The 13,712-nt window shown below is 46.7% G+C and carries 19 protein-coding genes; 17 read left to right on the top strand and 2 right to left on the bottom strand.

Translation table 11 applies throughout. From position 1 onward, the window contains the following. The first annotated feature begins 75 nt into the window (after positions 1 to 75). A complete protein-coding gene (locus tag P3X63_RS13485) occupies positions 76 to 951 on the top strand; it encodes a patatin-like phospholipase family protein (protein ID WP_026587829.1) in 876 nt (291 codons plus the stop codon). Here P3X63_RS13485 and P3X63_RS13480 read toward each other — a convergent pair. Both P3X63_RS13480 and P3X63_RS13475 read right to left on the bottom strand, forming a co-directional pair. After that, complete coding sequence (locus tag P3X63_RS13480) at positions 948 to 1,334, bottom strand: SA1362 family protein (protein WP_026587828.1); 387 nt, start codon at positions 1,332 to 1,334, stop codon at positions 948 to 950. The genes P3X63_RS13485 and P3X63_RS13480 overlap by 4 nt on opposite strands. A gap of 40 nt (positions 1,335 to 1,374) precedes the next feature. Beyond that, a complete protein-coding gene (locus P3X63_RS13475) occupies positions 1,375 to 2,328 on the bottom strand; it encodes a DUF1385 domain-containing protein (RefSeq protein WP_277691014.1) in 954 nt (317 codons plus the stop codon). A 250-nt stretch (positions 2,329 to 2,578) separates the two neighbouring features. Between P3X63_RS13475 and P3X63_RS13470 the strand changes: the two genes are divergently transcribed. The 16 genes from P3X63_RS13470 (at position 2,579) to P3X63_RS13395 (ending at position 13,554) form a co-directional block, all read left to right on the top strand. Continuing rightward, positions 2,579 to 3,115 (top strand): YqhR family membrane protein, encoded by a 537-nt coding sequence (locus P3X63_RS13470; protein ID WP_026587826.1) that lies wholly within the window; start codon positions 2,579 to 2,581, stop codon positions 3,113 to 3,115. A 92-nt stretch (positions 3,116 to 3,207) separates the two neighbouring features. After that, on the top strand, positions 3,208 to 3,642 hold the full coding sequence (gene aroQ, locus P3X63_RS13465; protein WP_026587825.1) for a type II 3-dehydroquinate dehydratase: 435 nt from the start codon (positions 3,208 to 3,210) through the stop codon (positions 3,640 to 3,642). Between the two features lie 12 nt (positions 3,643 to 3,654). Then, positions 3,655 to 4,716 (top strand): M24 family metallopeptidase, encoded by a 1,062-nt coding sequence (locus P3X63_RS13460; RefSeq protein ID WP_026587824.1) that lies wholly within the window; start codon positions 3,655 to 3,657, stop codon positions 4,714 to 4,716. A 30-nt stretch (positions 4,717 to 4,746) separates the two neighbouring features. Then, entirely contained in the window at positions 4,747 to 5,304 is a 558-nt protein-coding gene (gene efp, locus P3X63_RS13455) for an elongation factor P (protein WP_026587823.1), read from the top strand. A gap of 144 nt (positions 5,305 to 5,448) precedes the next feature. Continuing rightward, positions 5,449 to 5,730, top strand: a complete 282-nt coding sequence (locus P3X63_RS13450) for a YqhV family protein (protein ID WP_026587822.1) — start codon at positions 5,449 to 5,451, stop codon at positions 5,728 to 5,730. Positions 5,731 to 5,822: 92 nt separating this feature from the next. Beyond that, a complete protein-coding gene (gene spoIIIAA / locus P3X63_RS13445) occupies positions 5,823 to 6,746 on the top strand; it encodes a stage III sporulation protein AA (protein WP_026587821.1) in 924 nt (307 codons plus the stop codon). Further along, positions 6,740 to 7,255, top strand: coding sequence for a stage III sporulation protein SpoIIIAB (gene spoIIIAB / locus P3X63_RS13440; protein ID WP_026587820.1), 516 nt, complete (start codon positions 6,740 to 6,742; stop codon positions 7,253 to 7,255). The genes spoIIIAA and spoIIIAB overlap by 7 nt, the downstream gene beginning before the upstream one ends. A 22-nt stretch (positions 7,256 to 7,277) precedes the next feature. After that, positions 7,278 to 7,484, top strand: coding sequence for a stage III sporulation protein AC (gene spoIIIAC, locus P3X63_RS13435; protein WP_026587819.1), 207 nt, complete (start codon positions 7,278 to 7,280; stop codon positions 7,482 to 7,484). A 12-nt stretch (positions 7,485 to 7,496) separates the two neighbouring features. Continuing rightward, positions 7,497 to 7,892, top strand: coding sequence for a stage III sporulation protein AD (gene spoIIIAD, locus P3X63_RS13430; protein WP_256860478.1), 396 nt, complete (start codon positions 7,497 to 7,499; stop codon positions 7,890 to 7,892). Between the two features lie 24 nt (positions 7,893 to 7,916). After that, complete coding sequence (spoIIIAE, locus tag P3X63_RS13425; protein WP_026587817.1) at positions 7,917 to 9,125, top strand: stage III sporulation protein AE; 1,209 nt, start codon at positions 7,917 to 7,919, stop codon at positions 9,123 to 9,125. 13 nt (positions 9,126 to 9,138) lie between these two features. Continuing rightward, a complete protein-coding gene (gene spoIIIAF, locus P3X63_RS13420; protein ID WP_026587816.1) occupies positions 9,139 to 9,768 on the top strand; it encodes a stage III sporulation protein AF in 630 nt (209 codons plus the stop codon). Continuing rightward, the gene (gene spoIIIAG, locus P3X63_RS13415; RefSeq protein ID WP_026587815.1) at positions 9,761 to 10,444 is read left to right on the top strand and encodes a stage III sporulation protein AG; all 684 of its coding nucleotides are present in this window, start codon (positions 9,761 to 9,763) and stop codon (positions 10,442 to 10,444) included. Before spoIIIAF ends, spoIIIAG begins: the two co-directional genes overlap by 8 nt. 3 nt (positions 10,445 to 10,447) lie before the next feature. Continuing rightward, a complete protein-coding gene (locus P3X63_RS13410) occupies positions 10,448 to 11,098 on the top strand; it encodes a SpoIIIAH-like family protein (protein WP_026587814.1) in 651 nt (216 codons plus the stop codon). A 174-nt stretch (positions 11,099 to 11,272) separates the two neighbouring features. After that, positions 11,273 to 11,758, top strand: a complete 486-nt coding sequence (gene accB / locus P3X63_RS13405; RefSeq protein ID WP_026587813.1) for an acetyl-CoA carboxylase biotin carboxyl carrier protein — start codon at positions 11,273 to 11,275, stop codon at positions 11,756 to 11,758. Between the two features lie 12 nt (positions 11,759 to 11,770). Beyond that, a complete protein-coding gene (accC, locus tag P3X63_RS13400; protein WP_026587812.1) occupies positions 11,771 to 13,123 on the top strand; it encodes an acetyl-CoA carboxylase biotin carboxylase subunit in 1,353 nt (450 codons plus the stop codon). A 47-nt stretch (positions 13,124 to 13,170) separates the two neighbouring features. After that, on the top strand, positions 13,171 to 13,554 hold the full coding sequence (locus P3X63_RS13395; RefSeq protein WP_035428366.1) for an Asp23/Gls24 family envelope stress response protein: 384 nt from the start codon (positions 13,171 to 13,173) through the stop codon (positions 13,552 to 13,554). Positions 13,555 to 13,712: the final 158 nt, after the last annotated feature.

Raw genomic sequence — 13,712 nt, 5'->3', positions numbered from 1 at the left:
CTTGTCTTATGGTCTTTTTTTACCGATCCCTTCTTAAAATGGTGTTAGGGCCATCTTTTAAGGGGGGAGAAGGGCATGTACATAGACGGGGTTTTTTCAGGCGGCGGAATGAAAGGCATCGCACTGGCAGGGGCATATGAAACGCTTGAAAAACGGGGCTTCCGTTTTAAGAGACTGGCCGGAACAAGCGCCGGCTCAATTATTGCATCGTTTATTGCAGCCGGGTATACGAGTCAAGAGATCCGCAGAATGTTGGAGGAACTAAATGAAGGCGATCTTCTTGATCCGCGTTTTTCGTTTTTGCCTTTAAAGCTGCTGCAGTGGGTCTCGATTTATTGGCGGTTAGGGTTATATAAAGGAGATAAATTAGAAAACTGGATTTCCGCGAAATTAAAAGAGAAAGGCATTTCCGTGTTCGGCGATTTTGAAAAGGGAAAGCTCAAGGTGATCGCTTCCGACTTGACGAACGGTAAGATGCTTGTGTTGCCTGACGATCTTCATCGATACGGTTTGAATCCGGATCGTTTTTCGGTTGCGAGGGCGGTGCGGATGAGCTGCAGCATCCCTTATTTTTTTGAACCGGTTAAACTGAAATCCTCGGCCGGCATTAGTACAGTTGTTGACGGCGGGGTGCTGAGCAATTTTCCGATTTGGCTGTTTACCGCTGAAAAAAAGCGCCCGGTTTTAGGCGTCACATTGATGCCCAATGAAAAAGAGAGGCCGAAGAAAACGATCAATAATGCGTTTGAGCTGTTCGGGGCGCTTTTTGAAACCATGAAGGAAGCGCACGATGCCAGGCATATTTCCACGAAGCATGAACGGAACGTGATTTTTTTGCCCGTGGAAGAAGTGCTGTCGACTGAATTTGCGCTTTCAGCAGAAAAAAAACTAGCTCTGATTGAGCTAGGTAAAAAACGAACAGAATTATTTTTGAAACAGTGGACGTATTAAAAGAAAGCCCTGTTTTTCTTTTTGCTTTTTTTGCCTTCAATCACTGTCAGCTGCGTCTGGCTTTTTTTCTTGACCAGTACAGGCTTTGATTTATTGATAGAAGGCACGCTTCTAAGATGATTGACACGGCCTTTTGAGGAGCGTTTTTTATGGTCCTGAAAACGCCTGTTGGATTGTTTGGCTGCCTTTTTAAAAGCGGCTCCTTCACTGCCCATAGCACGATTGGAAATACGCCTGATCACAAAGTAGATGATCGCGCCGACTGCAGCAAACACGAGCAGGTATTGCAGCAGCTGGCCTGGACTTGTGAAGGCAAAATAGGCAAAGCCAAAAATTCCAAACGCCATAATTAAAGCTGAGACAGGATGTACGCGTTGCTTCATAATTGTCCACCTCCCAAAAAATTAACCGATTCGTTAAAATTCAAATTACGATATTAGAAGGTTCCTTCTGTTCGTCCTCTGCTTTGGTCTCCATCTGAAGAAGCTCGTTAAAGCTTGTGATTGCCACTTCCACCTGATCGTTTGCCGGCTCTTTTGTCGTCAAAAGCTGCAGCCAAAGGCCCGGGTAGCCCAGCACTTTCAGCACTGGTATGTTTCTCGCTTTGTTGGTCAGCTGCAGCACTTCAAAGGAAATGCCGAGAACAACCGGTATCAGTGCGATTCTATTCAAAATACGGACCCAGAGAGGGTCAGCAGGAACAAGCAAGTAAACAAACATGCCCACGATCACGGTAAATAAAATGAAGCTGCTTCCGCATCTATAGTGAAGTCTTGACTGGCGCTGAACATTTTCAACCGTGATCGGCAGATTTTGTTCGTAACAGTTTATGACCTTGTGTTCGGCTCCGTGATATTGAAAAACCCTTTTAATAAAAGGGGTGCACGATATCGCGTATATATAGCCCAAGAGAAGGATCAGCTTGAAAAAGCTTTCGATCACAATCTGTGCGACGTCGGACTGAAATACCGGCCTGGTGAGCTCCGCGAGAAACACGGGAACAAGCGTAAAAACAAACTTGCTGAAAACAAATGAAAGCACACCGACTGCGGCAAGACCGAAAATCATCGTCAGTTTCGACGGCTTCTCCTCTTTCAATTGCTCATCTAAAGAGGGGTCACGGTCATAACGTTCACTGGAGAAATTCAAATGCTGCGTCCCGTTTGCGCTTGCTTCGATAATGGCGATGATCCCTCTGAGAAAAGGGATTTTCTTTAACCTGTCAAGCATCTGGTTCGTTTTGCGCGGCAGCTTGAAAAATTCAATGCTCCGGTCTTTTCTGCGGATCGCTGTTACATAATGGCGCCTGCCGCCAAACATGACGCCTTCGACGACAGCCTGCCCTCCGTATGCGGGGCGTTTTTTTTGATTTGACATATGCATCAACCTATCTGTATCAATCTATGATTACATTAACCATTTCCTTACACCTATTGTACAGGAAAAATGCTGAAACCTCTAGATTGACGGGCCTAAAAAATCAAGAATTTCACACCCGGCGAATGCCAAATCTAATTTAAGTATACCCGCCTGTGCAATTTTTACACTCCGGTTTAAAAATATTGGCAAAATGATGTTGCCTCCGCTGTTTTTGGACATACTGGAAATGGAGGTGATCGAGAGCATCATGAGCAATGAAGACAATCAGAAACAATCGGAAGAGTTGGAGCAGAATAAGCGGGAAAGTCCGATGTCCTTCAGCGGCAGGGTGATCACTACGGGATTTTTCGGCGGACTGATTTGGGGAACCATCGGTGAACTGGCATACCTGTTTAAATTTTCGGAAGTCAATCCGAACATGATTCTTCAGCCTTTTGTCATCGGCGATTGGAAAAACGGATTTCTCGGCACGGTGATCAGTATTCTATTGATCGGAGTCATCTCCATCGGAGCTGCACTGATTTATTTCGGCTGTCTGAAACAAGTGAAAGGCATCTGGGGCGGTATGGCGTATGGGGTTGTTTTGTGGCTCATTGTCTTTTATCTGTTTAACCCTATGTTTCCCGATGTCCGGACTGTCCCTGAGTTAAAGAGGGAAACAGTGGTGACGACGCTCTGTATCTATCTGCTTTACGGCTTGTTTGTCGGTTACTCGATTTCGTTTGAGTACAATGAACTGAATGAGGAAAAGCTTTCGCGGGCGCTGGGGGAAACAAGGGAATAGTGTTGATGCCGGATCAATATGATAAAATGTTCACTGTAAGTGGACATTTTTTTTGGCGTGAGAATGTTTTGAGTGAAAAGGGGGGAAGAGAATTGCCGCACATTTTAATAGTGAACGGTCCGAATTTAAACCGTTTGGGCAAACGCGAACCGGAAGTATACGGGAAAGACACATTGACTGATTTGGAGCAGAAGCTTTTTCAATTTGCTGAAGGCGTGCATGCCGAGCTGACTTTTTTTCAATCCAATCATGAGGGGGATATCATCGACGCTCTTCATGAAGCAGATGAACAGTATGATGGCGTTGTTTTAAATCCCGGGGCTTTTTCACATTACAGCTATGCGATCCGCGATGCGGTGGCAGCGATCGGGATTCCGGTGATCGAAGTCCATCTATCAAATCCTCATGCAAGGGAAGAGTTTCGCCGCCGATCGGTCATTGCTCCTGTCACAAGAGGCCAGATCACCGGGCTTGGATTTGAAGGTTATAAGCTTGCTGTCTGTTATTTTTTGAACAATAACCAATAGGGGGAGTCAAAAATGAAACTGAACAAATTGAGAGAGCTTTTCGGCGGCCTGGGAATCGAAGGGCTTTTGGTGACGAGCGGCATTAATTTGCGTTACATAACAGGCTTTACCGGATCATCGGGACTTGCGGTCATTTCAGAGGACAGAGCGGTGTTCATCACGGATTTCCGCTACACAGAGCAGGCGAAAAAGCAGGTCGCAGACTTTGAAGTCGTCCAGCATACAGGCGGCATCGTCCAAAAGGCAGCCGAAGTGATCAAAGAAATGGGATTAAATAAAATCGGTTTTGAGCAGGATAAAATGACATACGGGACGTATGCTTCTTATAAAAAGCAGCTTCCATCAGCCGAGCTTGTTCCGGTTTCACAATCTGTGGAAAAGTTGCGCTTGATTAAGTCAAGTGAAGAGATTAAGATATTAAAGGAAGCTGCAAAGATAGCAGATGATGCATTCAGCCATATTCTCACGGTTATACGGCCCGGCATGACGGAAATCGCCATCGCCAATGAGCTTGAATTTTACATGCGGAAGCAGGGAGCCGATCATTCCTCATTTGATATGATCGTCGCTTCCGGATTGCGTTCGAGCCTCCCCCACGGAGTGGCAAGCGAAAAAGCCATCGAGAAGGGCGACTTTGTGACGCTCGACTTTGGGGCCTACTATAAAGGATACTGCTCGGATATGACGCGGACGATCGCGGTGGGCGAGCCGAGCGACGAGCTGAAAACAATTTATCAGACCGTATTTGAAGCACAGGCCATCGGCATGGAGACTATCAAGCCGGGAATCACCGGAAAACAGGCTGATGCTTTGACAAGGGACTACATTACTTCAAAGGGCTACGGCGATTACTTCGGCCACTCAACAGGCCATGGCCTTGGCATGGAAGTTCATGAAAGTCCGGCGCTTTCTGCGCGTTCAGACCAGACGCTTGAAAAGGGCATGGTCGTCACGGTTGAACCGGGAATCTACATACCGGGTAAAGGCGGAGTCAGAATCGAGGATGATATCGTGCTGACCGACGGCGGGAACGAATCCCTTACCCATTCCGCAAAAGAATTAATTATTTTATAATCCGTTGATTGGAGCAATAGGAGGATAATCATGATTTCAGTAAACGATTTTCGCACAGGTTTAACAATTGAAGTAGACGGAGGCATCTGGCGCGTTGTTGACTTTCAGCACGTCAAGCCGGGAAAAGGTGCTGCTTTTGTCCGCTCAAAACTGAGAAATCTCCGCACAGGCGCGATTCAGGAGAAAACCTTCCGTGCAGGTGAAAAAGTAGCGCGCGCTCAAATTGAAACAAAAACGATGCAGTATTTATATGCGAACGGCGATCAGCACGTTTTCATGGATACAACAACCTATGAACAGCTTGAGCTGAATGCTTCCCAAATCGAGCACGAACTCAAATTCTTGCTTGAAAACATGTCCGTTCAAATCATGATGTATCAGACAGAGACTCTCGGAATTGAACTTCCGAATACAGTCGAGCTGAAAGTTGTTGAAACAGAACCGGGCATAAAAGGCGATACAGCCTCTGGCGGAACAAAACCAGCAAAAACTGAAACAGGTCTTGTTGTCAACGTGCCGTTCTTCGTGAACGAAGGCGATACGCTCGTTGTCAACACTTCTGACGGATCCTACGTATCAAGAGCATAACATCAGGATAAAGAGCCGGCTTTTAAAGCCGGCTCTTTTTTTTGCCTTCATTCTACCTTCAAATGGAAAATTTAGAAGACTACTTTTTCAAAAGAGAGCATAGATTGTAAAAAAAGCCGGAAGTGTTACTGGAGGTTTAAGATGATGAAGTTTTTCTTTGGACAAGTCAATCCGACGGTTTTATCGATGGCTGCGTTAAGGGTTGTCTCCTCCCTGATTGAGCTGACGGCCGCCATCGTGATGCTTTTGATGAACGATGTCCGCAAAGCGGTGGCGGTTAACAGCGTTCTGGCAATGGTCGGACCGCTGATCTTTATTATTACGATGACAATCGGAATATATCAAATTGCAGGGCAGCTGTCATATGCCAAACTTGTTTTGATTTTCATGGGTGTTGTTTTTATTATTGCAGGCATCTACAAATAGCCAAAACAGCGGGGAGAGACGGACTTGTCATAAAGTCTTCCTTTGAACATACATTTTTATAGAAGACAAGCTTGGAGAAGGAGGGAGTGTTTTTGCACCACATCACAGAGATTCTCCCTGACACGATAAAACGCGCGCTCAGCGGACTTAAAAAACATGAAGCAGATCAAATAGAAGAAATTCGGATAAGGACAAGTCGTCCGCTGGAACTGGTCCGCCAGGGGCATTCGCTTTTTTTGAATTATACCGCCACACATGAAGATGCGGCGCTGTTTTTGACCAGACTGGGCGATTACAGCATGTATACGCTTGAAGAAGAGCTGAAAAAAGGCTATATCACCATCAGAGGCGGACACCGGGTCGGCCTGGCCGGCAGAGTTGTCGTGGAAAACGGGGCCGTCAAAGGAATCAGGGACATTTCATCATTCAATATTCGCATTGCCAAAGAAAAAATCGGTATCGCCAAGCCGTATGCATCCCATTTGTTTCAACACATGTGGCTCAACACGCTGATCATCGGTCCCCCGCAAACAGGCAAAACAACCCTGCTTAGAGATCTTGCAAGGCTGATTAGCGCGGGGAACGGAAGCATCCCCGCCAAAAAGGTGGCGATCGTTGATGAAAGGTCGGAAATTGCCGGCTGTGTTAACGGCATTCCTCAATACCGGTTCGGCGATCGCATCGACATTCTTGACGCCTGTCCGAAGGCGGAAGGTCTGATGATGATGATCCGTTCGATGAGCCCGGACGTTGTGATTGCAGATGAAATTGGCCGAATGGAAGACGCTGAAGCGCTTTTGGAAGCGGTGCATGCAGGAGTGACAATTATTGTGTCCGCCCACGGATTCACATATTCAGATATCGCCAAGCGCCCGTCGCTGAAGCTGCTCAGGGAATACGGCGTATTTCAGCGAATTGTCGAGCTTTCCAGAAAGAACGGCCCGGGCAGCTTAAACCGCATCTACAATGGTGATGGAGAACCGCTCGGGGCGAATCAGAGGGTGTTATCATGCTGAAGCTTTTGGGAGCAGCGCTGATTTTGGCAGCTGCCACATGGACGGGATTTGAAATGGCCAAACCTTTCAGGGAAAGGCCGAAGCAAATCCGTCAGCTCTTGGCCGCCTTGCAGTCGCTGGAAGCTGAAATCATGTATGGACACACACCGCTCCGCACGGCTTCCCATCATATCGCAGAGCAGATGCAAGAGCCCGTCGCTTCCATATTTGCAACCTTTTCTGAAAAACTGGAAGAAGGAAGCGTCTCGGCCGGAGCGGCGTGGGAAGAAAGTTTGCAGAAAGTATGGCCGCAAACGGCTCTAAAGAAAAAAGAGCTTGATATTTTGCGGCAATTTGGAGAAACCCTTGGCCGTCATGATCTGATTTCTCAGCAAAAACATATCAAACTGGCGTTAACCCATTTAGAAACAGAAGAAGCTGAAGCGAATCTGGCGCAGGCGAAAAACGAAAAGATGGTCAAAAGCCTTGGGTTCCTGTCAGGACTGCTGCTGATTCTTCTATTGATGTAATGAAGAGGGGAGCATACATGAAATGGGAATAGACGTAAACATTATTTTTCAAATAGCCGGCGTCGGAATCGTCGTCGCATTTCTCCACACCATACTCGACCAAATGGGGAAGAAAGAATATGCCCAATGGGTCACGCTTTTAGGATTTATTTATATTTTATTCATGGTGGCTACTGTCGTCGATGATTTGTTCCAAAAGATAAAAGCTGTCTTTCTATTTCAAGGATAGGGGGGCTTACTCATTGAAATCGTTCAAATCGTAGGATTGGGAATGATTGCAACCTTCCTCAGCTTGATTGTCAAAGAGCAGAAACCGACTTTTGCTTTTCTCATTGTCGTTTTTGCAGGCTGCACTATCTTTTTATTCCTAATGGATCAGGTCTATGAAATCATCCGCATGATTGAAAAAATAGCCGCCAATGCAAATATCAACATGATGTATGTCGAAACGATTTTGAAAATTATCGGTATCGCGTATATCGCGGAGTTTGGCGCACAGCTGGCCAAGGACGCCGGGCAGGGGGCGATTGCTTCGAAGATCGAACTGGCAGGAAAAATCCTCATTTTGGTCATGGCCGTTCCCATTTTAACCGTCATTATCGAAACCATCATCGGGCTGATCCCTTCGATGTCCTAGTCAGAAAGGAGGATGTTCTTTAGTATGAAGCGTTTTCTGTTCTGGCTGTTTGTCATCGGGATGATATGCTTCGGAGCGCGGGATGTACAAGCAGCGGACGAGGAGCCGCAGGAAGCAGGCTCAGCCCAAGAAACGGAAGAATCCGCTGAAGCGATGGCAAAAGAGCAGGCCGAGGCATTGGAACTCGACCGTGTGGGAGAGTTTTGGAACAAGATCATGACAGACTATGGGGGCTATCTTCCTGAAAGTCAAAAAGGAAGTTTATTGGATTTTATAAAAGGAGAAAAGCATTTTTCCCCTGAAGAATGGGTCAAGGCGCTGTTTTCCTACTTGTTCCATGAAGTGCTGGCTGGCGGAAAACTCCTGGGGACCTTGATTCTCTTAACGATATTTTGTGTGCTGCTCCAGCTGCTGCAAAATGCGTTCCAGCAGAGCACCGTCAGCAAAGTCGCCTATGCGATCGTTTACATGGTCCTGATTATTCTTGCGCTAAACAGTTTTCGGATCGCCGTCACGTATGCGAATGAAGCGATTCAATCGATGACAAGCTTTATTCTGTCGCTCATACCCCTGCTCCTCGCCCTGCTGGCAAGCTCAGGAGGAGCCGTTTCAGCCGCTTTTTTTCATCCTGTGATTCTCTTTTTAATGAACTCCAGCGGTTTGTTTATCCAATATGTCGTCCTGCCGCTCTTGTTTTTATCAGCGATCTTAAGCATCGTCAGCACGATGACAGAACAATACAAGGTCACACAGCTCGCCCAGCTTTTAAGGAATGTGGCAATCGGGACGCTGGCCGCTTTTTTAACCGTATTTCTCGGGGTCATATCTGTACAGGGCGCCTCAGCTGCGGTTACGGACGGAATCACCCTGAGGACGGCCAAATTCATCACCGGCAATTTCATCCCCGTCTTGGGCCGCATGTTTACAGAAGCGACAGATACGGTGATCAGCGCTTCTCTTCTGCTGAAAAACACCGTCGGAATCCTCGGTGTTGCGATCTTGATCTGCATCGCCGCTTTTCCCGCCATCAAAATCCTCTCGCTGGCATTGATCTACAAAATAGCCGCCGCTGTTCTGCAGCCGCTTGGGGGAGGGCCGGTGATCAGCTGCCTTGATGTCATCAGCAAAAGCGTGATCTATATTTTCGCGGCGATGGCTATCGTCTCGCTGATGTTTTTCTTAAGCTTAACCGTCATTATTACAGCCGGGAATCTGACCATGATGATGAAGTAGGGGAGGGGCTCATGTGGAATTTTTGACGGAGTGGCTCACAAATATTATTTTATTTATTCTGCTTGCCATCGTCATCGATATGCTTCTGCCGAATTCCAGCATGCAAAAATACGCGAAGATGGTCATCAGCCTGCTGTTGATCGTCGTCATCCTGAAGCCGATCTTCACGCTGTTCCGCACCGATCCGGAAGTCATTTTCGAACATCTGACCGAGAATGGACAAGTTCAGTCAGGAGAAATAAAAAATCAGCTGAATTCAGAAAAAAAAGAAATACAAGCCTCACAGCAAGCATATATTTTAGAACAGATGGCTGTTCAATTAAAAAAGAGGGCGGAGGAGATGTTCAATCATGACCAATATATGATAGAACAAGTCAAAATCTCTTCAGACGAACACCTGAAATCTGAGAAAGACATCGCTGAACATATGAAGGTTGCAGTCTTCATGGGCTCCGCTTCCGAAAAAACGGTCCAAGCCGTCGCCCCGGTGGACATCAACCCGGGGGAAAGCTACAGCTCGAAGCGCGATCAAGAGGAGAAAGAAGCGGAAAGAATCGCCGAGCAGCTGGCAGACATATGGGAAATGGACCCCGGCAAGATCACAGTTCATTTAGAAGGGGGAGAACAAAGCGGCCATGAATAAAAATTGGATCGGAAAGCTGATCGGACAACTGCTCCCGAACGAAGAGAAAGAGGGAAAGAAGCTCACAAAATATCATTACTTTCTGCTGTTGTTTGTTCTCGGTGTCTCCTTCATGCTGGTAAGCCAGATCTTTTCTGCCGAACCTTCTGAAGATCACAAGACCGAGCCCGCATCATCGCAGCAAGCCGGCACTGAAACGAGCGAAAAGGGCCGGGAAAAAGAAGTGTTTAAACCGACGGGCAACGAGAAGCCGAAGGAGTCTATCGATGATTATGAACAAGAATACGAGAATCAGCTGAAAGAAATTTTGGAAACGATCATCGGTGTTGACGATGTCTCGATCGTCGTCAATGTTGACGCAACATCGTTGAAAGTATTTGAAAAAAATCAGAAGACGCAAGAGACATCGACAAGTGAGACGGATAAACAGGGAGGCAAACGGACGGTGACGGAAATTTCTTCAGACGAAGAGATCGTCATGATTAAAAACGGCCAGGAAGAAACACCTGTTGTCGTTCAGACGAAAAAACCCGAGATCAGAGGTGTCCTCGTTGTCGCTCAGGGAGTCGACAACGTTCAAATAAAAAAGACCATTATTGAAGCAGTGACAAGGTTTTTGGATGTCCCGAGCCACCGCGTCGCTGTCGCCCCTAAAAAAATGAAGGAGGATTCATAAATGATGCTGAAAAAACAAACGGTCTGGCTTTTAACCATGTTAAGTCTTGTCGTTGTGCTGAGTGTCTATTACATCATGTCACCTGAAGGAGAGAACGTCGTTTCCGTGGATCAAGAAGGACAAGTAGCCGCGGAAAAAGAAAAGCAGGAAGCACCGGCGAAAGAGGAACCTGCAAAAGAGGAACCTGGGAAAGATAAAGGCACAGAGTCCGAAAAAGGAAAGACCGAAGGAAAAGATAAAGAAACGTCAGCCAGTGAACAGAGCGGCAGCAATGGAGAGGTTGTCACAGAGGAATCATCCGGCGACGATGTATTTACGACATATCGGATGGAAATGGACGATCAGCGCAGCAGAGAGAGGGAGCAGCTAACCGAGATCGTCAGAAGCGACAAAGCGACAGCTAAGGAAAAAAGCGAAGCCTACGATAAAATGAATGAGCTCAGCGAAGCGGAGGGAACAGAAAAAACGCTGGAGACATTGATCAAAACAAAAGGATACAAGGACGCTCTTGTAAATGCTGACGGCGACAAAGTCAACATTACCGTCAAAGCGAAAGAACATTCCAAATCTGCCGCTGCTGATATCATCGATATCGTCGCAAAAGAAGTCAAAAACTTAAACGATGTGGCCGTAACGTTTGAGCCTGCTGATTAAACCGTTTCCCGCTTGCAGAAAGCGGGATTTTTTGCGCCTATTAGCCGCGGGCTGACAAGGCGCCTTTATGATTGTAGTTGAATTCGGCATTCCTCTCCTGTAAGATGAATATAGTATGTACTTTTAGTACTAACTGATAAACATGATAAATCTTTTCATTAGGAGTGCGATAGCATGTTAAAAATTGATGAAATTAAAGAATTGATAAAATTAATTGATGAATCTTCGATAAATGAATTTACATATGAAAACGAAGGATCGAAGGTTGAACTGAAAAAACAAAGCGGTGTCGTACAAACCATCCAGCAGGCGCCGGCCGTTCCTGTTCAGGCTCCGGTACAAGAAGCTGCTGTTCAGGCAAAGCAAGCGCCCGTCCAGGAAGCGCCGGCTCAACAGGAAGCCGCCAACGCCAATGAAAACCTTCATAAAATCACCTCCCCTATGGTCGGGACGTTTTATGCATCGTCTTCGCCTGAAGCTGATCCTTATGTAACCGTCGGTTCAAAGGTGACGGAATCTTCCGTTGTCTGCATCGTCGAAGCGATGAAGCTCTTCAATGAAATCGAAGCTGAAGTAAAAGGTGAAATCGTTGAGGTGCTGGTTGAAAACGGCCAGCTTGTTGAATACGGACAACCTTTATTTTTAGTAAAAGCAGAGTAAGGAGCAATTGAGATGATAAAAAAGCTATTAATTGCGAACAGGGGAGAAATTGCTGTCAGAATTATCAGAGCGTGTAAAGAACTGGGAATCGATACAGTTGCCGTCTTTTCAGAGGCTGACAGAGAGGCGCTTCATGTACAGATGGCCGATGAAGCATTCTGCATCGGACCCAAGCTTTCAAAAGACAGCTATTTAAACATCACCAACATCGTCAGCGTTGCTAAAATGACCGGGGCGGACGCGATTCATCCGGGTTACGGCTTTCTTGCGGAAAACTCAGATTTCGCAGAGCTTTGCGAAGAAGTAAACGTCACCTTCGTAGGACCGACCGCGGACGCGATCTCCAAAATGGGAACAAAGGATGTCGCAAGGGAAACGATGAAGCAGGCCGGCGTTCCGATCGTACCGGGCTCTCAAGGAATTATTGAGGATATAGAAGATGCGGTTTCATTGGCACGCGATATCGGGTATCCTGTGATTATAAAGGCAACTGCCGGAGGCGGCGGAAAAGGAATCAGGATTGCCCGGACGGAAGAAGAGCTGATCAACGGCATCAAAATCACCCAGCAGGAAGCCGCGACAGCGTTTGGCAACCCCGGTGTGTACATCGAGAAATATATTGAAGATTTCCGGCACGTCGAAATTCAAGTCCTTGCAGACACACACGGAAACACGATTCATTTGGGTGAGCGCGACTGCTCGATCCAAAGAAGGCTGCAAAAACTGATTGAAGAAACCCCTTCGCCTGCGCTTGATGAAGGAATCAGGGAGCAGATGGGTCAGGCGGCGGTCAAAGCGGCTGAAGCCGTTCAGTATACGGGAGCGGGAACAGTCGAGTTCATTTATGACTACCGCGAACAAAAGTATTACTTCATGGAAATGAACACGCGGATTCAGGTTGAACACCCGGTGACGGAAATGGTGACCGGCGTCGATTTGATCAAAGAGCAGATCAAAGTGGCTTCAGGCGAGAAGCTGAGCCTGACCCAGGATGAAGTCGCCTTTAACGGATGGGCGATCGAATGCCGGATTAACGCGGAAAATCCGGAGAAAAACTTCATGCCTTCTCCGGGAAAAATCGAGATGTACCTGCCTCCGGGCGGTCTCGGCGTCAGAGTGGACTCAGCTGCATATCCGGGCTATATGATTCCGCCGTACTATGACAGCATGATTGCCAAGGTCATCACATATGGAAAGTCGCGGGAGGAAGCGATCCAAAGAATGAAGAGGGCGCTGAGCGAATTCGTCATCGAAGGCGTTCATACGACGATCCCTTTCCATTTGAAGCTGCTTGACCATGAAACATTTGTAAGCGGAGAATTTAATACGAAGTTTTTAGAAATATATGATGTAATGGGGTCGTAATTTATACGGAGGTGAGCAGATTGAAAGACGACAACAGCTTATTGGAAATGAGCCATGAAGAAGATCATTTAGGAAAAGTGGAGATCGCTCCGGAGGTCATTGAGGTGATTGCCGGAATCGCCGCTTCCGAAGTTGAAGGCGTTGCCGGAATGCGCGGCAATTTCGCAACAGGTGTTGTAGAACGCTTTGGAAAAAAGAATCACGGCAAGGGCGTCAAAGTTGATCTGACCGACGACGGCATTATCATTGACGTCTACTGTGTGATGCTATTCGGCGTTTCCATTCCTAAAGTTGCAAATGCCGTCCAGGATAATATCCGCCAGACGCTCCTGAATATGACGGCTCTGTCGATTAACGAAATCAACATTCATATCGTTGGAGTCCAATTTGATTCAAAAACACAAGAAGTGGAAATCGATCAAGAGATGTAGCACTTTTTTGGGAGAACCAAGGGGAATGTCGGCCCTTTGGTTTTTTCATGTTCCGTGTGTTTAAAAAATCATTTTTCATAAGCATCATTCCGGTGGTATCGATCAAAAATAAAAGCAATGAAAGACCCGGCGCAAAAATAAAAACGAATGTTGTTGGG

The sequence above is a fragment of the Bacillus sp. HSf4 genome (assembly GCF_029537375.1).
Lineage (GTDB): Bacteria > Bacillota > Bacilli > Bacillales > Bacillaceae > Bacillus > Bacillus sonorensis_A.
Note: the sequence above shows the minus strand (reverse complement) of the source record. Positions and strands in the feature narration are given on the sequence as shown.